Genomic DNA, 18911 nt, shown 5'->3' with positions numbered 1-18911 from the left:
TGGGGGTGGGAAGCCTGTTCGCGCGTCGTGTTTCACGGGCCGCCGAAGCCGGCCGCGTCGAGCCCCGCGTGCGCGCATTGCTCGTCCTGCGCCTCGCTGCCGCCCGATACGCCGATGCCGCCGATCAACGCGCCGTCGTCGACGATCGGCAGCCCGCCGCCGAACGCGACGAAGCGCGCGCGCAGCACGAGGCCCTGCCGCACCGCGTCCGAGTGCGTCGCCAGCGCGTCGTGCCACGCGCCGGTCGGCAAGCCGAAGCTCGCGGCCGTGTACGCCTTGTCGATCGCGATGTCGATCGAATGCAGCGGCGCGCCGGGCATGCGCACGAAGGCCGCGAGCAGGCCGGCCGCATCGACCACCGCGACGTTCACGCGCACGCCGAGCCGCTCGGCGGCCTCGGCCGCCGCCTGCGCCGCGCGCGACGCGGCGAGCCAGTCGATCGTGCGTACGTCGACGCTCCGGTTCGTATCGTTTCGATGCATGGCGCCGTGCTCCTTGGAGATCAGGTGTAGACGGTCGTGAACGCTTCGTTCAGCTCGCCGGAGTGGAAGAAGATCCCGCGCCCGAGCTCCTCCTCGGTCCACGTCGTGACCGGGCGATCGGGTTGCGCGAGGTAGCCGAGCCCCGCGAACGTCTCGTTGCGGTTGCCGCTCGGGTCGAAGAAGTAGATTGTGGTGCCGCGCGTGATGCCGTGCCGCGTCGGCGCGACGTCGATCTTCACCTTGTTCTTCGCCATCACGTCGGCCGACTTCAGCACGTCGGCCCAGTCGTCGAGGAAGAACGCGATGTGATGCAGGCCGTTGCGCGGGCCGCCGACGAACGCGATGTCGTGCGGCGTCGTGCTGCGAAACATCCAGGTCGCGGCCTGGATCGTGTTGCCCGGGCCGACCATCACCTGCTCGGCCAGATGAAAGTCGAGACACTCGGCCATGAAGCGCGTGTTCTCCTCGACGCGGTTCACGCCGGTCTCCGGGTTCAGTTCGCACATCAGCAGGCAATGGTCGAGCCAGTGCACGGCCGAGCCCGGAATGTCGTCCGGCCACGGATCGGGGTTCAGCGAGCCGACCGCGGTGCCCACCAGTTCCTTCTGCGCGAACAGGCGCAGCTCGTGCCCGCTCGGCAGCAGGAACCGCAGTTGACGGCCGACCGCCGGCAGCGCGCCTTCGGGCAGCATCTCGGTCGCGATCCCGTACGCTTCGATGCGCTGCTGCAGCGCATCCAGGTCGGCGTCGTGCTCGACCTTGTAGGCGGCATGCTTGAGCCCCGCCTGATCGGACGGCGACAGGATCAGCGAATACTTGTCCCATTCGTCCCAGCATTTCAGGTAGACGTTGCCCGCCGCGTCGCGCATCGTTTCCTGCATGCCGAGCACGCGCACGTAATGACGCAGCGCCGCTTCCATGTCCATCACCTTCAGACTGACATGACCAATACGCATCACACCCATGGTGAGTCTCCTCCTGGTTACTTGTTGATCGCCGTCGTGCCGGCACATGCCGTGCCGCAGAAAAACGGCTTCTTCAGCCGGCCGGCCACTTCGAGTTCGACGTCGCCGTCCGGCACGACGCGGCACGCGAGCGCATAGCCGTCGTGCTCTTCTTCCGCGCTCACATGGGCACGGCTGACCGGCCCGAGCTTGCGCACCGCACCGCGCAGCACGCGCACCTTGCACACGCCGCATCCGCCGTTCAGGCAGCCGACCGGAATGCCGCGCCGGCCGAGCTTCGCCATGCCGGCCAGCAGTGACTCGCCGGACACGCACGCATAGCGCTCGTCGGTCTGCGCGATCGTGACCGTCCCGCATATGCGGCCCGCGTCCATGTCACACCCGCCGGAACAGCGGGCTGCGCGTCTGTTGCGCGTCGGCCGCCGAAATGAACTTCTCGTGATAGATGTCGCGCTCGAACAGGCGCCCTTGCATCAGCGTCGTGATGCACGCGTCGATCATCGCGGGCGGCCCGCACAGGTACGCCTGGTGCCCGGAGAAGTCACCGTCGAAATGCGCCTTCGCGACGTCGTGCACGAACCCTTGCGCGACATTGCCGCCCGCGTCCGGCGCGCCTTCCGACAGCGCCGGCACGTACGTGAAGTTCGGATAGCGTTCGGCCAGCGCGCGGAACTCGTCGTGGTAATAGAGCTCCTTCGCGTTGCGCTGACCGTAGACCAGCGTGATCGGCGCGGTGACGCCGCTTTCGAGCAGGTCCGCGATCATCGAGCGCGGGCTCGACAGCCCCGACCCGCCGGCCATGAAGATCATCGGCAGCGCGGCCGAGCGGCGCACGAAGAAGCGGCCGTACGGGCCCGACAGGCGCACGCGGTCGCCCGCCGCCAGTTGCTCGTGCAAATAGCCCGTGCCGAGCCCGCCCGGCACCTGCCGCACGTTCAGCTCGATCTCGCCGGTGGCCGCGACGTCGGCCGGCGCGTTCGCGATCGAGAACGCGCGGCTCTGCCCGAGGCCGGGAATCTCGAGCTGCACGTACTGGCCCGCCTGGAAGTGGATCGGCTGCGACAGCTTCAGCCGGATCGACTTGATGGTCGGCGTGAGCGGTTCGATGCGCGTGACGTCGGCCGCGAAGTCCTTGACCGGGATGATTTCCGCATCCGGCTCCTCGTCGACGTCGGCCTCGATCACGGTGTCGGCCTGCAGCGTCGCGCAGCACGCGAGCGCCTTGCCTTCCTCGCGCTCGAAATCCATCAGCGCGAACGGGTTCGCATCGCCGAGATCGGTCTCGCCGTCGAGCACGGCGACCTTGCAGGTGCCGCACAGCCCGTGACAGCACGCATGCGGAATGTAGATGCCCTGGCGCAGCGCGGCATCGAGCATCGTCTGTCCTTCCTCGACCTCGATCGTGACGCCCAGCGGCTCGATGGTAAGTTGGTGGCTCATGATGGTTCGCTCGTCCGCGTGGCGCTCAGAAGCTCGCGCCGCCGAGGCCGTCGAGGCCCGGCGTGCGGAAGCTGATCAGGTCCTTGTGCCCGAGGCCGTTGTCGGCCAGGCTCTTCGCCGGGTCCGGCGCCCACGGCTCGCCCGAACGGAACCACTCGACGCGCGCCCAGTCGATCTTCGCGAAGTCGGGGTGATAGCCGTAGACGGGCGGCAGCACGTTGCCGGCCAGCGCGCCGAACGGCATGTCGGGCGGCAGCGGCAGGCAGAACGGCGCCGGGAACATCAGATGGTTTTCCCAGCACACGTAGAGCAGCGGCGCCGGAAACTTCTCGACGGCATCCTTCACCGGGAAGTCGTAGGGTTTGAGCGCGATGACGGCCATGTTTGTCTCCTGTCGGCCCGCGTTCGCGCATCGGCGCTTCGCGGGCCCTCGTCAAGATTGCTTGTCGGTTGCCTGTCGGTTGCGGGTCAGTTGCTCGTGGCCTGGCCGCGCCAGGCCGCGAAGTTCTTCTGGTCTTCCGAACCGTCGAAATCGAGGTTGTCGCGGCCCATCGTCACCGCGTAGTAGTCGAGCACCGCGGCGAGCGGATCGAAGCCTTCCGCGCCCGGGTCCGCATCGGGCGGGAAGCAGTTGCCCTGATGGATCTGGTGCACCGGCAGCCACGCCTGCACGTATTTCTGCGGCTCGTGATCGAAGATTTCCTTGCAGTGGTCGCTGCAGAAATGGAACTTGTTGCCGAGGTAGTTCGACTCGCGCGCGCCGATCTTCGTCGGGTTGCCCGGCTCGGTGAACAGCATCGGGATCTGGCACGTCTGGCACAGCATCGGCAGCGTCTTCATGTAGAAGCGGTTGCCGGCCTTCGCCTGCTCGCCCCAGTAATCGAAGCGCGGGCGGTAGTAGCGATCGAACGAGTCGGGGTACTTCGCCGACAACCAGCCCATCTCGTCTTCGGTCGGCACCCAGGTGTGGAACGCCGATGCCGCGTTGAAGCCGTAGAACGTCGACCACGCCTGGTGGCTGATGTGATCCTTGCCTTCGCAGGCGTCCTGCCAGCCCTTCGGCTCGCGAATGCCGTAGCGCGCGAGATCCTTGAACAGCGCGCCGCCGTTCTGCTCCGCGTACATCTCCCACGATTCGCGCCAGCTCATCACGCGCTTGGGCTGCATGTAGTCCATCATCATCGCGACCAGCGTCAGCAGCCGGTAGCCGCGCCAGAACCACTTGTCGATCCAGCGCTGCACGATCGGCACGTTGTCCGGATCCTGTTCGAGCAGGAACTTGATGCATTCGATGCCGAGCGTCATGTGGCGCGATTCGTCCGATTGCGCGGAGAAGCCGAACGTAACGGTCGACATGTCGCCGTTGTAGGCGGCGCCCGACATGAACGGCACGAACAGCAGGTTCGTCAGCACGTATTCGAACGAGAAGCTGACCGCGGTCAGGAACTCGAACGGCCCCGACGAGTACGCATCCTCGAAGAACGACTTCGGCACCGACAGGTACCAGACGCGATCGAACCAGTGGTTCGAGTGATGGAACCCGTTGAAGAACTTGTTGTACGTCGACATCGCGTGCGTTTCGGTCTGGTAGTGCCGCAGCTCGTCGATCGACTGCATCTGGCACGCGATGCGCGCGCCCTCGCCGGTGAAGTGCCGGCCGACGTGCGCGAAGCCGCGATGCGCGAGGTATTCGAGCGGCGTCACGCCCTGGATGAACAGCTTCAGCGCGTTGATGTAGCGGGCGTCGCTCACGCCGAGGAACGCGTTGTTCTGCGTGAACGCGTCGATCACCGCATACAGCTTCTTTTCCTTCTCGCCCTGGTATTTCCAGTACGCATCCATCGTCAGGCGGAACGGATCGACCCACTTGTCCCAGTCGTGGATCTTGATGCCCTCGTAACGGTCGTACGGGAAAACCTTGTCCATCGGCTGATAGGTCGTCTCCCAGCCGAGGCCGCGCGTCATGGCTGCGTAGCGGTCCTTCAGGCCGAGCTTTTTCTTGAGCGTTGGCGTGTCCATTCGTGTCTCCGGTATTGTCGGTGCGCGTTGCGCGGCGTTCAGTGCGACCAGCTCAGCGTGAACTCGTCGTCGTCCTCGTCGATGTGGCCGGACAGCGTGATCAGGTTGACCTGGAGCTGCTGCAGGTCGAAGCGCGTGCCGGTCAGTTCCTCGATCGTTTCACGGCGGATCGTCAGCCGGTCCGGCGCGTCGATCTTGACCATGCCGGGCGACTCGACCACCATCGCGCGCGGGTTGTCGGCGACGATCGCCTCCACGATCGGTCTGGAGTCCTCATTGGCCTGAAAGGCGATGAATACGTTGGACATGCTGGCTTTCCTTGGGTTAAGGGAGGGTTCCCGTCGTCAGAGCGCGATGCCGAGCTTGGCGACGCGCGCCTGGAACTGCTCGCGCACTTCGTCGAGCGCGGCCCGGCCGGCGTCCTGCAGCGCGTGTGCCGCGACCGGCGCAAGCGCCGCATCGGCGCGCGCGGACCAGTCGCGCGTCCAGCGGGCGAGCAGCGCGCGGTTGTCGTCGGATTCGGCAGCCATCGTCTTCACGACCGCGTCGATCCAGCGGTTCGATTCGGTGTGCCACTCGGGCATGAACGCGGTCAGCATCGCGACGGCCGAGCCGCCTTCGAGCGCGATCCGTTCGTCGACGAAGCGGTCGTAGACGAGCGGATACAGCAGGCCGTCGAGCGCGAGGTTCTGCGCGATGAACAGCTCGACCGGATCGGTCACGACCAGCGTGTCCTCGACGTAGCGGCGCAGCGGCTGCCACGCGGCGTCGTGGGTCCAGGCCGCCTTGGCCGCATCCAGCACGTCGGGCTCGGCCATCGCGAGCGCGAGACGCGTGAGGTACTGCGCGACGCCGAGGTTGTCCATCGCATGGAACATCGCGGGCGCCGTGAACACGGTGCCGTAGCCGAGCGCGCAGATCTGCGCGTTGTTCATGTTCGCGCCCCACGCGGCGTGGCGCAGCGGCACCAGCACGTCGAGCGCCCGCGCGGCCACGTCGTCGCGCATCAGGCCGATCATCCGGCGCGATTCGACGAACTCGAAGTTCGACTCCATCGCGTCCTGCTGGCGCGCCCGCGCCGTCGCCCACGACGCGTAATAGAACTGGCGCGGATCCTTCAGCACGTACCAGTTCGCCATCCGGATCGCCGAGCGCGACGGATCGAAGATCTCGTAGTCCGGATCCCAGGTCGGCCGGTAATGGAAGTTCGCCTGGGGCTGCGCGCCCATCATGCCTTCCTGGTAGCGCGTCGCCGTCTTGTCGCCGCCGATGTTCTGCGCGACATGCGCAAAGGTGTGCCGGAGCGGCTTGATGTCGACTGTCTTCAGCTCGATGGTCACTTCTTGCTCCTCAAGGTCATGGGTTCGCTTCGACATCGAGCCGCGTCACCCGTTGTTCGCGGCAGAACGCATCGAAGGCGGCAGGAGACAACGTCAGCTCGACGAACAGTTCCGGCGCGCCGCCGATCGACAACTCGAATTCGACGAAGCCGCGGATGTTCGTGCCGGTCACGCGGACGCACTTGCGGCCGGGATCGAGCGGGGGAAGATCGGTGGGGTGCTGATTCATGATCGGTGTCGCCTCCATGCCGGACTTCAATGCAGCATCCGTGCCACGTTCGGCCGAGGTGACAAAAAATCTCGATAATTCAGGGAAAGCCCTGACGCGAAGTTCAATTTCGCGACCCACAATAGCGGTTAACCAGAACGGAAAACGGGCGTCGGCGATCGCGCCAAACCTCATATCTGGCGGCCCTCTTCATCATTTGAGCAACCCGCTTCGGCGCATTTGATGAAATGATCAAATCGATGTACCCGTCGCGGCACCGATCGCCAAAATTATTGAAATCACGAGAAATCTCGATGGAGGAGACATGACGCGGCCCAGCCTGCCCCCTTTGCCGCCGGACACCGACCTGCGCAAGCTGATCCATTTTTCGGCAAGCGACGGTCGCATCTGGCTGGCCGGACAGCGGATGGTGCTGCTGCATGCCGGCGCACTGGCGACGCTGCGCCAGGAACTGATGGAAAGCGCCGGCCCCGCGCAGACCCGGCGTTTCTTCACCCGGGTCGGCTTCGCCGCCGGCGAACGGGACGCGGCGCTCGCCCGCGAGATCCGCAGCGGCGCATCGCTGTTCGACATGTTCCATGTCGGCCCCCAGCTGCACATGCTCGAAGGCGCGGTGCAGGTCACGCCGCTGCGTTTCGAGGCCGATCCCGCGACGGGCGCGTTCTACTGCGAATACCGCTGGGAACACTCGTGGGAGGCCGACGTACACCGCCGCACGTTCGGGCCGCAGCCCGAACCCGTGTGCTGGATGCTGATCGGTTATGCGACCGGCTACACGAGCGCCTTCATCGGCCGGACGATCCTGTTCAAGGAAACGTCCTGCGTGGGCATGCACGACCCGCACTGCACGATCGTCGGCAAGCCGGCCGACGAATGGCCCGACGCGGAAGAGATTTCGTCGTGGTTCAAGGCCGACTCGCTGATCAACACGATCCGCGACCTGCAGACCGAGGTCGAATCGCTGCGCCTGGAGATGACGCCCGACGACGGCCGGACCCGGCTCGTCGGGCGCTCCGATGCGTTTCGCGCCGCCTATGCGCTGCTGGAGACGGCCGCGCCGACCAAGGTCGCCGTGCTGCTCACCGGAGAAACGGGCGTCGGCAAGGAGCGCTTCGCGCGCGCGCTGCACAGCCTCAGCCCGCGGGCGGCGAAGCCGTTCGTCGCGATCAACTGCGCGGCCATTCCGCATGCGCTGATCGAGTCCGAACTGTTCGGTGCGGAGAAAGGCGCGTTCACCGGCTCGCAGGCCGCGCGCGCCGGGCGCTTCGAGCGCGCGGACGGCGGCACGCTGTTTCTCGACGAAATCGGCGAGTTGCCGCTCGACGTGCAGGCGAAGCTGCTGCGCGTGCTCCAGGAAGGCGAGGTCGAACGGCTCGGCGCGACCGACGGCAGGAAGGTGGACGTCCGCGTCGTCGCGGCGACCAATCGCGATCTCGAACAGGCCGTGCGGGACGGCACCTTCCGCGCCGATCTCTATTACCGGATCAACGTGTACCCGGTGCTGATTCCGCCGCTGCGCGAACGGCAGGACGACATCGCGCCGCTCGCCGACGCGATGCTCGAACGCTTCGCGGCGCTGCACGGCAAGCCCGCGCCGACGCTGACCGACTATGCGTACGACGCGCTGCGCGGCTACCGCTGGCCCGGCAACGTGCGCGAGCTCGAGAACCTGATCGAGCGCGCGGTGATCCTGTCGCGCCCGAACCGGCCGGTCGACGCGAAGGACCTGTTCCCCGGCGTCGGCTCGCCCGGCGGCGCGACGGTCGACCGGGCCGGGCAGATCCGGCCGGCACCCGCGATGTCGATCGACTGCGCGACGATCCTCGATCAATTGCAGGGCAGCGGCGGGCTCGACGGCCTCGAGCGCGCGCTGCTGCACGAAGCCGTCGACCGCGCGAACGGCAACCTGTCGGCCGCCGCGCGCCTGCTCGGCCTGACGCGCGCACAGCTCAGCTATCGCCTCAACCGCAAACAGGATCAGGAGGACGCGTGACATGAACACCATCCTGCCCGCCCATCCGTTCGACGACGCCGCGTTGCCGGCGCTCGAACCGGCCGCCGCCGACGACACCGAACCGCACGCCCGCACGCTCAGCGAGCATGCGTATCACCAGCTCCGGCAGCACATCATCGAAGGGCATTACCCGCCCGGCGCGAAGCTGCGCGTCGAACACCTGAAGGACGTGTACGGCGTCGGGGCCGGCACGCTGCGCGAGGCGCTCACGCGGCTCGTCAGCGATGCGCTGGTCGTGGCCGAAGGGCAGCGCGGGTTTCGCGTCACGCCGATGTCGGTCGACGATCTGGAAGCGATCACGCGGCTGCGCATTCATATCGAGGTCGATGCGCTGCGCGACTCGGTGCGGCGCGGCGACGATGCATGGGCGCAACGCGTGCGCCAGAGCTTCGACCAGTTGTCGGCGTGGGAGCAGCCGGTGTCAATCGAGCACCGCGCCGCGTGGGAAGCGTGCAACCGGCGCTTTCACGAAGCGCTGATCTCGGCGGCGGCGACGCCATGGACCTATCTGATCCTGCGCATGCTGTCGCAGCAGAGCGAACGCTACCGGCGCGTGTGCATCGGGCTCGGCGATTCGAAGCGCGACGTGCATGCGGAGCACACGTGCCTGTTCGAAGCCGCGATGCGCCGCGCCGATGCGCGCGCCGCCCTCGCGCTCGAGGACCATATCGGCACGACGCTCGCGGTGGTGCGCAATGCGCCGCCCGGTACGTTGCCGTTTTAGGACGATGCCCCGCTCACGCCAGCTCGGGATAGCCGTGCGCGGCGGCGTCCTGCTCAAAGCGGGCGATCGCGTCGTACGCGTCGGGCGACAGCCGCTCGAACCCCGTCAGCCGCAGCACGCTCGCCCGTTGCGGATCGGCCGCGACCGCATGATCGAGCGCCGCCTGCAACGCGTGCACGCGCGCTCCGTCGAGCGCCTTCGACGCGATGAACGGCAATCCCGGCGCGGTCGCCGTCGTGCCGACGATCCGGATGTCGTTCAACCGCTCGGGTAGCGCGTCGCGCACATACGCGAACGTCACGCAGTCGATCGCCGCACAGTCGGCGTCGCCGGCGGCCAGTGCCTGCAGCACGCCCAGGTGCGAGCCGAATGCCTGCACCGAACCGAAGAAGCGCCCGTCATGCGCATGCGGCGCGACCGCATGCCGGAATGCGTTCATCCCGCTGTGCGAATCGTGCCCGTTCAATGCGGCGCGCAACCCGCGACAGCCGGCCAGCGTCGTCGCGCCGCCGTCATGCACCCGCGCCGACACGACCAGCACGCTGCTGTAGTGCGCGCCGTCGCAACCCGGCGCATCGAAAGCCGGCGTCGCGATCAACCGCACGGCATCGCGTAATCCGAGCATCCGGTACGGATAGCCGCAGGTCTGCGACAGCAGCAGGTCGCCGCGCCGCCACAGCGCGTGCAGATCGCCGAACGGCTCGTCGGGCAGCGCAACGCCGGCGGGGCCGCCGGTACGTGCGAACGCATCGAGCGCGTCGCGCAGCAGCGCGCGCCACAGTGCGGCGTGGCGCGGCGTCACGTTGTACATCGGCAGTGCGGCGATCCAGGGGCTCACGCGGGCATTCTACGCATCGTCGGGCGCGCGGCGTCAACCGGTTCGCATACCGTAACGGGCGTCGAAGCCGGCACGGCGCGCGCCAAAGCTTATCGGCGCAGCAGCGATAAGCAAATCCGAATCGATTGGTTTGGCTCACGACGCAGGCCCGATATCGTTCGCATACGAATACGCGCCGGCACGCGCCGCGAGCCGGCAGGTAAATCCGGCGACCGCGCCCGATCCGGCCCCGCCCGACCCTCCGCGTCCCGCACCGCCTCCGTTCCGTCCCCGTCAGCACATGGCCGAATACTTCGACGTCGACCACGCGCGCGCGATCGCCGCGCTGGACGCCCGCTTCACTGCCCGCACCGAGTGGCCGACCTGGCTGCTCGTCGTCGCGATCTACGGCGGCTGGCTTGCCGTGCTGCTGCTCGTGCGCGCGGAGCGCCTGTCGCTCGCGGCCGCGACGCCGCCGCTGATCCTGCTCGGCGCGTGGCACATGTCGCTGCAGCACGAACTGCTGCACGGCCATCCGACGCGTTCCCCATTCGTGAACCGGCTGCTCGGCTATCCGCCGCTGACGGTCTGGTATCCGTACACGCTGTATCGCGACACGCACCTCGACCATCACCGCGACGAAGACCTGACCGTGCCGGGCGTCGATCCGGAAACCAACTACGTGTCGCGCGACCGGTGGGTGCAGCTGCCGCGCTGGCGTCGCGCACTCACGGTTGCGCGTACAACCTTCATCGGACGACTGGTATTCGGTCCGCCGACGAGCATCGCGGCAATGTTCGTCGATGCGTTCGCCGCGCTTCGACGCGGCGACTTCCGCTATCTGCCGATGTGGCTAACGCACGCGGCGAGCGTGGCCGCCCTGCTCGCTTGGCTGCAGTGGTCGATCGGCGTGCCGTGGTGGTACTACCTGCTGGCGATCACGTGGCCCGCGCTGTCGCTCGCGATGATCCGCTCGCTGTTCGAGCATCGCGCCGCGCCGCACCCGAAGGCGCGCATCGCGATCAACGAAGCCGGCTTCGCGATGCGGCTGCTGTACCTGAACAACAACTATCACCTCGTCCATCACGACCTGCCGAAGCTGCCGTGGTACGACCTGCCGCGCGCGTACCGGATGCGGCGCGCGGCGTATGCGGAAAAAAACGGCGGCTTCGTGATTCGCGGCTATCGCGCGCTGCTGACACGCCATGCGTGGACGCCGACCGACACGCCCGTGCACCCGTTCGATCGCGGCACGGCGTCGCTGTCGACCGGAAACGGCGCGCACGTGGCCGCCGTCGACGGCTATCCCCGGATCAGTACGTGACGGCTCGCCGGGCCTGCATCGCCGGTGTCACCAGGCGCGCTCGCGCACCAGCTCGCCGATCCAGTCGATGAACACCCGCAGCCGCGGCGACAGATGGCCGCGATGCGGATACAGCACCGACAGCGGCAACGGCGACGGGCGCAGCCGCGTGAGGATCTCCGTCAGTGTGCCGCCGCGCAGCTTCTCCGCCACGTGATAGCGCGGCACCTGAATGATCCCGAGCCCGGCCTCGCAGGCCGTCACGTATGCATCGCCGTTGTTGACCGATACCGATGCGGGCAGTTCCGTCGTCCGCGCGTTGCCGTCCGCGCCGAACACGAGCGGCACGCGCTTGCCGCTCGACGCCGACACATACGCGACTTCCCGATGCTTCGCGAGATCGGCGAAGTTGCGCGGCCGGCCATGCGCGGCCAGATAGCCGGGGCTCGCGCACGTGACCTGCTCGAGCAGGCCGACGCGGCGCGCAACCAGCGACGAATCGGTCAGCTCGCCGATCCGCACGACGCAGTCGACGCTTTCCCGCGCGAGATCGACGCGGCGATCGCCGACGCTGATGTCGAGCGTGACCTGCGGATAGCGCATGAAGAATTCGGGAAGCGCCGGAATCACGACGAGCCGCGCGAACGAACTCGCGAGATCGACCTTCAGCGCGCCCTGCGGATGGCGCGCCGCGTGCGAGAACGACGCTTCCGCCTCGTCGATCCCGTCCAGGATATCCACGCAGCGCCGGTAGTAAGCCGCACCGTCGACCGTCGCGCTCACGTGCCGCGTCGTGCGCACCAGCAGCCGCGCGCCGAGATGCGACTCGAGCTGCTTCATGATCTGCGTCGCCGACGCGCGCTGCATGCCGAGCTGCTGCGCGGCGCGCGTGAAGCTGCCGGAATCGACGATGCACGTGAAGAGCCGCATCGCCAGCAATCTGTCCATCTCGTTCGCCCTGACTGTTTATCAAAAGTAAACAGTGTTGATATCTGTCGATGAATTGTCAATTCCATCGACAACGCCGAAAATATCGGCACCTCCGGGCTATCAGACAACCTTCCGCCGTGGATCCGGCCCCCGGCCGCGCGCGTTACCCCTATGACGATGCAACCGAACACCTCGCCCGGCGCGATCCGCTCGATCGGCAACGACTGGTCCGTCTCCGCGATTACCGCGGGCTTTCTCGCGGTCCTGATTTCGTACGCGGGCCCGCTCGCGATCTTCTTCCAGGGCGCGCAGGCCGCGCATGCGTCCAATGCGATGGTGTCGTCGTGGGTCTGGGCGATCTCGATCGGCGCCGGCGTGTCGGGCCTGTTCGCGAGCTGGAAGCTGAAGGTGCCGGTGATCACCGCGTGGTCGGCGCCCGGCACCGCGCTGCTCGTCGGCCTCTTTCCGCAACTGACGCTGAACCAGGCCGTCGGCGCGTACATCACCGCCGCGCTGATCATCCTCGTGATCGGCATCACCGGCTATTTCGACCGGCTCGTGCGCCACATTCCGCGCGGCATCGCGTGCGGGATGATGGCCGGCATCCTGCTGCCGTTCGGCATGCACGCGTTCTCCGCCGCCACCGCGCAGCCGGTGCTCGGATTCGGGATGATCGCCGCGTACGTGATCTTCAAGCGCGTGCTGCCGCGCTACAGCATCGTGCTCGTGCTGCTGACCGGCGCCGCGCTCGCGACGCTGCTCGGAATGACGCATCTCGGCAACGTGTCGCCGAGCATCGCGCGGCCGATCTTCATCGCGCCCGAATGGACGCTCGGCACGACGCTCAGCCTCGCGCTGCCGCTCGTCGTCGTGAGTCTCACCGGCCAGTTCCTGCCGGGCATGGCGATCCTGCGCGTGTCGGGCTATCACACGAGCGCACGGCCGATCATCACCGCGACCAGCGTGATGTCGCTCGTCGTCGCGTGCTTCGGCGGGATCACGATCGTCGTCGCGGCGATCACCGCGGCGCTGTGCACGGGCAAGGATTCGCACGAGGATCCGGACCGGCGCTATATCGCGGGCATCGCGAACGGCGTGATCTACCTGATCGGAGGGCTCTTCGCGGGCACGATCGTCACGCTGTTCTTCGCGCTGCCGAAGGCGTTCGTCGCGATCCTCGCGGGGCTCGCGCTGATCGGCGCGATCGGGTCGAACGTGCACGGGATCTTCGAGGACGAAGCACACCGCGAAGCGTCGGTGATCACGTTCCTCGCGACCGCGTCGGGGATGACGTGGCTCGGGCTCGGTTCCGCGTTCTGGGGGATCGTGATCGGGTCGGTGGCGTATGTAGTGACGAGCAGGACGCGGGGGCGTCGGGACGTTTGAGCAGGCGCACGGTGCCACCCTCAATCACTCGATGCAACGCCTTCCCGGGCGCGGGTTCGCCGGATTTCGCGGTTCATCCGGTGCGCGGGTCAGACCATGTCCTTTGCATTTCGGAGCGCCACGGCACTCCGCTAGCCACGCATTACCTCGCTGTGTCGCGGCGGGCGCCGCTGGCCAGCAGAAGCTGATCGACAAGTTCGAGTTTCAACGGCTTGTCCGCATCGAGCTTCTGCTTTTCGATCACGTACTTCCACCCGTCACCGTTGCCCGGGTTGCGGTAGAACGCCACGATCGCGATGTATTTCGTATCGGCCTGCATCGGCTGCGAAAGGCTTGCCGACGCCCCCGGGTTCAGCACGGCGGCAAGGTTCGCCTGCAGGTCCTGTGCAAGGATCGTCCGGTCGCTCTTCAGCAGGTCCTCGTAGGACGCGCCATCGAACATCTTGCGGTCCTTCAACTGATACACGCGCACCGCGACCGATGTCGCTCGACCGGCGTCGTCGGGGTTCAATGCCTCCCGAGCGGACAGATCGACGTTGAGCACCTTGACCTGCTTGAAGAACACCGCGCGATACGCGCTGGAAGAGGTGTCCGAGACGGACTGCCAGGCGCCGCACGCAGACAGCAGCAGAACGGACAAGACCGTTGAAACAGCGAAACGGATGGACATTGGTGTTCCTGGAAAATTGTCGGAAGTCTTCACGGATCTTTATCTCGTTAGCGACGCATGTTCGCCGTCATGCAGGCAAGGCAGTAATGTGTGGATTGGGCCCCGGTACCGGGAACGCTTCGTAGAGGCCGAGTGCAATATTGACGATACGTTCCTCGTCAGCGGGCAGCACGGTCGTCCATCCGAGCCGAGGCGCCGGCCCGGCATTTCCCTGACCGATCGCTGGCACCGGTGTGTATCGCGACGACACTTCCATACGCAGGTGTACATCCGCCTTGACGCCGACATATAGCTGCACAAAGGCCATCAAATCGCGATGCAGCCCTGCACCGGGCAACAGGTCCTGCGCCTGCCGCGCATCCGCGGGACGCAACGTCACCCGTACCGCCCGGCTTCGATACGCCATCCGCTTTCCCAATACGTAGCCTCCACCCAACCCGTTACGCCGGCAGGTTTCCGATATCCCGACAGCAGGCCCGGCACCGGTAAGCGGCCGCGGCCGCCCCGTCGACGTCACGACCGGCCAGAACTCGTCGACCCGAACCTCGACTCGCGGGATGGCCAGCGCAACGACGCCCGCCAGCCCCTCCGGTGTGCGTGTGCGTTGAATCAGGAGTCCCAGCAGCGCCAGCATCCGCGAATCGGGCAGGCCGGCACGCTTCGGTTTGTCGCCCCAGCCGAACCCGGCCAGACACAGCAGGTTGCGCGAATGCACATCGATGCCGCCAGGCCGGAAGTGTTCGGGATAGCGATACTTCCGCCAGGCGCGATACAGCAGCGTGACATACCGGTGATTGAACTGGTCGAGAAACGCCTCGACCACCTCGTGCCCTTCCTCGCGCAGCACGATTTCGTCGATCATGTGCGACGGCATCGCCGCATCCACGCCGTACAGTCCCATGAAAGTCGTGCGCACGGTCGGAGGTGAACCAGGCCCGAACGTGTCCAATCCGTCGTCAAACTCGACCGACGCGATTTCACTTGCCGGAAAACCCATTCGCGGCCGCGGCCGGAAGCGCACCGGTTCATGATCGAGCGCATCCCGTGTGCCGAACCCGGGCCGATCGGGAAAACGCACCTCAAGCAACCGGCAAAGCTGCATGAAGTTCATCCGCGGTGCACGCGTCAGGAGCGAGGCGACCAGCGGGTCGAGATTCGGGAAGTCGTGCAGGTGCAGTTTCATAGCGGCGCCCGCTCGGCCTTGCTGCGTGGCCATTCGATCCGGGCCTGCGACGGCAGGCTGACGATCGCGAGCTTCGTGAACAGGTTGATGTCCGCGTAGAGCGCGAAGAACCGATGCAGAAGTTCGCCGAACAGCATCACGTCGCCATCCCCGGCGAACGCATGGCTGTCGAGCGTGACCTCGATCAGCACGCCTCGCTCGACCGAACCACCCGACACCTCCTCGATCAGCGCCTGTGACACCCACAGGATGCCCGCGAGCCGTCGACGGTTCAGTTCGTCGTTCGTCCAGTCGTAGAGCGCAAGCGCCCCGCGCAGCACTTCCGCGTCCATCATCGACAGGAAATTCGGCGCCAGATGCGACAGTACGCGCCACTGGAACCGGTCTTCCGTCGGTGGATACAGCGGCAGCGTCGGCGAGACGAGATTGCGCACCCCGGCAATGTTCTGCGAACTGGTCGCGATTTCGTCGAGACTGGCTTCCCGTAGCCCCTTGCGCGGCAGCATTCCGTTCGTGCCGGTCACGCGCAACGACAGGCTTTCCTCGGGCAGTGCATCCATGGTTTCCCATGCATGGCCACCAAGCACCACCCACGTTTCGTGCAACCCGGCCGCACCCGAGCGCACGCGCGAATGGAAATACCGCTCCGGCGCCTCGTGGCGCAGCATACCGCCGCGGTGACGAAACGTCGCAAACGGCACGTATTCATATCGCTCGGCCGTTTCGTGGTCGAAAGCCTCGATCGCGTCGACGGAATACGTTTCGACATGCTCGCCTTGATGACCAGCCGGCACCACACGATATTCGGTTTCGTGGTGATCGATCTCGATCGGCTCGGCGTCCAGTTCGAACAGGTTGATCACGGGCGTGCAGAATAGCCGCACGTTTTCCGCGCTGAAGCGCTGGTCCGACGGATAGGTCTGCGTCAGCACAATCTCCAGCTCGAACCGGGTGGTACGTTCGGGCAGCTTCGTGACGTCCAGTCCGCAAAGGTCGACAAACAGGAATTTCTCGCGGAACGTGAAGTACTCGAGCAGCAACTGATAGCCGGAGAAGGCCGCATCGGCCTTCGGCCACAGTCGTTCCTCGGTCGAGAAGCCAGCCGGCTCGATCGTGACACCGGCGAGCGGCATCGCCTCGCCGTCGCGGATCTCGGGAATGCGCAAGTGAATCGTGTCGACCTGGCGCGTGAGGGCAAGGTGCATCGCAAACGCCGTCGGCAAATCCGCGTTCAGGTGCAGGCGCAACCGGGACAGATCCGTTTCCGTCCGGCGCGCCGACCCGCCGAGCGAGAAACCGAGCCGGATCACCGAGCGGCCATCGTGACGCACGGCCGGCCCGGCATGCGTCACCGTGACCGGTTGCAGCGCGACCGCTTGCGTGGTCCGGTAAACGCACTGCACGGTTTTCGGCGATGAACCTTCCGCGCCCGCGGGCGGCGGTACGACGATCGGCGCGGAGCGTATCGATACGCCCGCCGGCACGATTTCGGTCTTCTGAAGTTTTTCCGACAGCGAGATGAGTTCCACGACCGACAACGAGGGGATCATTCGCAAGTAGTGCGGCCATAGCAGGCTGACCAGCCCTTCCGTCAGCTCCGGCAACTCGTCGTCGAGCTTCTGCCGAAGGCGCCCGGTCAGGAATGCGAAACCCTCGAACAGTCGCTCGACGTACGGATCGCGATCGCCGACACGGTCGAGGTTGAGCAGCCGTGCGCGATCAGGATGCGCCTTCGCGAATTCCTTGCCGGACTCGCGCAAATAGCGCATTTCCGCTTCGTAATATCGCAGGATAGGATCGTCGTTTGCCATGGATTCCCGTTACGAAAGAGTCAGCGCTCGAGCCGGGTCGAGCACGGTAAGTTCCGCCTGCAGTTCGCCGATGCGGCGCGCGAGCGTCGGTTTGTCGGCGTCCTTGCGGTTGCTCGTCGCCTTCAACGCCCGCACGAGTTGCTGCTTGACCTCGAACGCCAGCGCGGGCTCCCAGCGCATCACCGGCAGCGAGCGCGACGATGTGTCGAGTTCGACCAGCAACGCGAGGGCCGTATCGGGTCGACCGGCATGATCGGCCAGGCGCGCCATCACGAGTCGCTGCAGGAAGCGGTGACGCTCGGTCTTCATGCCGGGCAGCGCGTCGAGCCATGCGAACGCGGCCTCGACGCCGTCGCGTGCGATCAGCTCGCGAGCCTGCGCCTCGATTTCCGGCCAGTCGCCGGCATCGCCTTCGCTATCCGCGGACACGGGCAGCGGCGCAACGGTCTCGCCCGCTTCGAGGTCGCGCACGACGGCGTGCCGGGCGATCCACTCGAGCGTCGTGTCGTCGGAGAATGGCGTGCCGTCGCTGAACGAAAGCCGCTCGACGCCCGGCAATCGCTCGAGAAACAACGCAAAGTCCGCGCGCAGCAATTCGCTCCACGTGTGGTAGGGCGCGCCGACGTGATCGAGCGCGACGTGCTGGAAGTACTGCAGGTCGAACCAGAGATGATTCACGCCTTCCATGAACGCACCTTCGACGCGCTCGAGCAGTTCGTGCCACTGCTTCTGCAGCACGAGCCGCTTCATCTGCTGGCGCAACTCGGCGCGCGGCGGTGTCAGGCGCGTGTGCAACGCGGCATCCGACGGCGGCACATCGTGCAAGGTGTCCCACCGAACGCTGCGTGCGATACGCACTGACGGCAAATAGCCATTTTCCTGATCGCGCAGCCATGCCGACATCGCGCGGGCCTGATCGAGCAGATCGCGCGCCGATGCGATCGATCCGCTCGATGCACTTGTGGAAGCGGACGTCTGCGCCATCGCCATGTCCGGGCTCACGTTGCGCACCGGTTCATCCTTGTTCCCGAAGCGGGACGCAAGCGGATGCAGGCTCGGACGGGCGGCATCGGGCCACGCAGCCGTGCGGGTGACGAGCACGTCGAGCGCCGCCATCGCGCGCTCGAGATCCACGGGTGCGAAGTCTCCGCGGCTGTCCAGCGTCTCGATCATTCGCGCGGTCGACAGCATTTCCAGCGCCGCCCGCTTTGCCTCGGCCCGGGCAGGCAGCAAGGTCTCGCCGAACCGGTCGACCAGTGAAGCGGCCAGCTCAAGTCCGTCGGCGAACCCGGCGGGACCATCCTGACGCAGCCGCGCAAATGCGTAGTAACCGACCAGACGCAGATCCTTTCCGGTTTCCTTGAGAAGCTGTTCGCATGCGCGGATGATCAGTCCGTCGTCGATTCCGGACAGCTTTGTCGCTTCGTCCTTCAATTCGAAGAATGCATCCTCGTAGCCGGGATCGCGGCCATACGCGTGCTCCCCCGGTATCGGGGCAAGCCATGCCGCCCAGGTATTGCGGCGCGCTTCCTGCAGCGAATCGATGCGTGGACCGCCGACGAGTGTCTTGACGAAATTGGCAAGTGTCATGGCAGGTC

Annotated in this window: 19 protein-coding genes; 4 read left to right on the top strand and 15 right to left on the bottom strand. The window is 66.3% G+C overall.

Features of this window, described 5'->3' with window-relative positions:
• Positions 1-32: 32 nt before the first annotated feature.
• The 9 genes from DCN14_RS01000 to DCN14_RS38535 form a co-directional block, all read right to left on the bottom strand.
• On the bottom strand, positions 33-482 hold the full coding sequence (locus DCN14_RS01000; protein WP_096500766.1) for a heme-binding protein: 450 nt from the start codon (positions 480-482) through the stop codon (positions 33-35).
• Positions 483-502: 20 nt separating this feature from the next.
• On the bottom strand, positions 503-1447 hold the full coding sequence (locus DCN14_RS00995) for a catechol 2,3-dioxygenase (protein WP_096500768.1): 945 nt from the start codon (positions 1445-1447) through the stop codon (positions 503-505).
• A 17-nt stretch (positions 1448-1464) separates the two neighbouring features.
• Positions 1465-1821: a 2Fe-2S iron-sulfur cluster-binding protein gene (locus tag DCN14_RS00990; protein WP_096500770.1), complete on the bottom strand. Its 357-nt coding sequence runs from the start codon at positions 1819-1821 to the stop codon at positions 1465-1467.
• 1 nt (position 1822) lies between these two features.
• On the bottom strand, positions 1823-2887 hold the full coding sequence (locus tag DCN14_RS00985) for a phenol 2-monooxygenase domain-containing protein (RefSeq protein ID WP_096500772.1): 1065 nt from the start codon (positions 2885-2887) through the stop codon (positions 1823-1825).
• 25 nt (positions 2888-2912) lie between these two features.
• Positions 2913-3269 carry a phenol hydroxylase subunit P4 gene (locus tag DCN14_RS00980; protein ID WP_096500774.1) on the bottom strand — a complete coding sequence of 119 codons (357 nt, stop codon included), beginning with the start codon at positions 3267-3269 and terminating at the stop codon, positions 2913-2915.
• Positions 3270-3355: 86 nt separating this feature from the next.
• On the bottom strand, positions 3356-4906 hold the full coding sequence (locus DCN14_RS00975; protein ID WP_096500776.1) for an aromatic/alkene/methane monooxygenase hydroxylase/oxygenase subunit alpha: 1551 nt from the start codon (positions 4904-4906) through the stop codon (positions 3356-3358).
• Positions 4907-4944: 38 nt separating this feature from the next.
• Positions 4945-5214 carry an MmoB/DmpM family protein gene (locus DCN14_RS00970; protein ID WP_096500778.1) on the bottom strand — a complete coding sequence of 90 codons (270 nt, stop codon included), beginning with the start codon at positions 5212-5214 and terminating at the stop codon, positions 4945-4947.
• Positions 5215-5250: 36 nt separating this feature from the next.
• On the bottom strand, positions 5251-6246 hold the full coding sequence (locus tag DCN14_RS00965) for a phenol hydroxylase (protein WP_096500780.1): 996 nt from the start codon (positions 6244-6246) through the stop codon (positions 5251-5253).
• A gap of 16 nt (positions 6247-6262) precedes the next feature.
• The gene (locus tag DCN14_RS38535) at positions 6263-6649 is read right to left on the bottom strand and encodes a phenol hydroxylase subunit (protein WP_240327227.1); all 387 of its coding nucleotides are present in this window, start codon (positions 6647-6649) and stop codon (positions 6263-6265) included.
• 130 nt (positions 6650-6779) lie between these two features.
• On the opposite strand from DCN14_RS38535, the gene DCN14_RS00955 reads away from it, so the two are divergent.
• Both DCN14_RS00955 and DCN14_RS00950 read left to right on the top strand, forming a co-directional pair.
• Positions 6780-8468 (top strand): sigma-54-dependent Fis family transcriptional regulator, encoded by a 1689-nt coding sequence (locus DCN14_RS00955; protein WP_096500784.1) that lies wholly within the window; start codon positions 6780-6782, stop codon positions 8466-8468.
• A 1-nt stretch (position 8469) separates the two neighbouring features.
• The gene (locus DCN14_RS00950) at positions 8470-9213 is read left to right on the top strand and encodes a GntR family transcriptional regulator (RefSeq protein WP_096500786.1); all 744 of its coding nucleotides are present in this window, start codon (positions 8470-8472) and stop codon (positions 9211-9213) included.
• A 13-nt stretch (positions 9214-9226) separates the two neighbouring features.
• On the opposite strand, the gene DCN14_RS00945 is transcribed toward DCN14_RS00950, so the two are convergent.
• Positions 9227-10051, bottom strand: coding sequence for a PhnD/SsuA/transferrin family substrate-binding protein (locus tag DCN14_RS00945; protein WP_096500788.1), 825 nt, complete (start codon positions 10049-10051; stop codon positions 9227-9229).
• 280 nt (positions 10052-10331) lie between these two features.
• Here DCN14_RS00945 and DCN14_RS00940 point away from each other — a divergent pair, with 280 nt between their 5' ends.
• Positions 10332-11354, top strand: a complete 1023-nt coding sequence (locus DCN14_RS00940; RefSeq protein ID WP_096500790.1) for a fatty acid desaturase — start codon at positions 10332-10334, stop codon at positions 11352-11354.
• Between the two features lie 27 nt (positions 11355-11381).
• Here the strand turns inward: DCN14_RS00940 and DCN14_RS00935 are convergent, their stop codons facing one another.
• On the bottom strand, positions 11382-12281 hold the full coding sequence (locus DCN14_RS00935; protein WP_096500792.1) for a LysR family transcriptional regulator: 900 nt from the start codon (positions 12279-12281) through the stop codon (positions 11382-11384).
• A 159-nt stretch (positions 12282-12440) separates the two neighbouring features.
• Between DCN14_RS00935 and DCN14_RS00930 the strand changes: the two genes are divergently transcribed.
• A complete protein-coding gene (locus DCN14_RS00930; RefSeq protein WP_096501040.1) occupies positions 12441-13649 on the top strand; it encodes a benzoate/H(+) symporter BenE family transporter in 1209 nt (402 codons plus the stop codon).
• Between the two features lie 142 nt (positions 13650-13791).
• Here the strand turns inward: DCN14_RS00930 and tssJ are convergent, their stop codons facing one another.
• From tssJ to tssA, 4 genes are all read right to left on the bottom strand, one after another.
• A complete protein-coding gene (gene tssJ / locus DCN14_RS00925; protein ID WP_096500794.1) occupies positions 13792-14319 on the bottom strand; it encodes a type VI secretion system lipoprotein TssJ in 528 nt (175 codons plus the stop codon).
• 67 nt (positions 14320-14386) lie between these two features.
• On the bottom strand, positions 14387-15535 hold the full coding sequence (tssG, locus tag DCN14_RS00920) for a type VI secretion system baseplate subunit TssG (RefSeq protein WP_096500796.1): 1149 nt from the start codon (positions 15533-15535) through the stop codon (positions 14387-14389).
• Positions 15499-17313, bottom strand: coding sequence for a type VI secretion system baseplate subunit TssF (tssF, locus tag DCN14_RS00915; RefSeq protein WP_096500798.1), 1815 nt, complete (start codon positions 17311-17313; stop codon positions 15499-15501). The genes tssG and tssF overlap by 37 nt, the downstream gene beginning before the upstream one ends.
• Positions 17314-17322: 9 nt before the next feature.
• The gene (tssA, locus tag DCN14_RS00910; protein ID WP_096500800.1) at positions 17323-18903 is read right to left on the bottom strand and encodes a type VI secretion system protein TssA; all 1581 of its coding nucleotides are present in this window, start codon (positions 18901-18903) and stop codon (positions 17323-17325) included.
• Positions 18904-18911: the final 8 nt, after the last annotated feature.

The organism is Burkholderia sp. IDO3 (assembly GCF_003366075.1).
GTDB classification, from domain to species: Bacteria; Pseudomonadota; Gammaproteobacteria; order Burkholderiales; family Burkholderiaceae; genus Burkholderia; species Burkholderia anthina.
The sequence above is the reverse complement of the archived record's forward strand: the minus strand, read 5'-3'. Positions and strand labels throughout refer to the sequence as shown.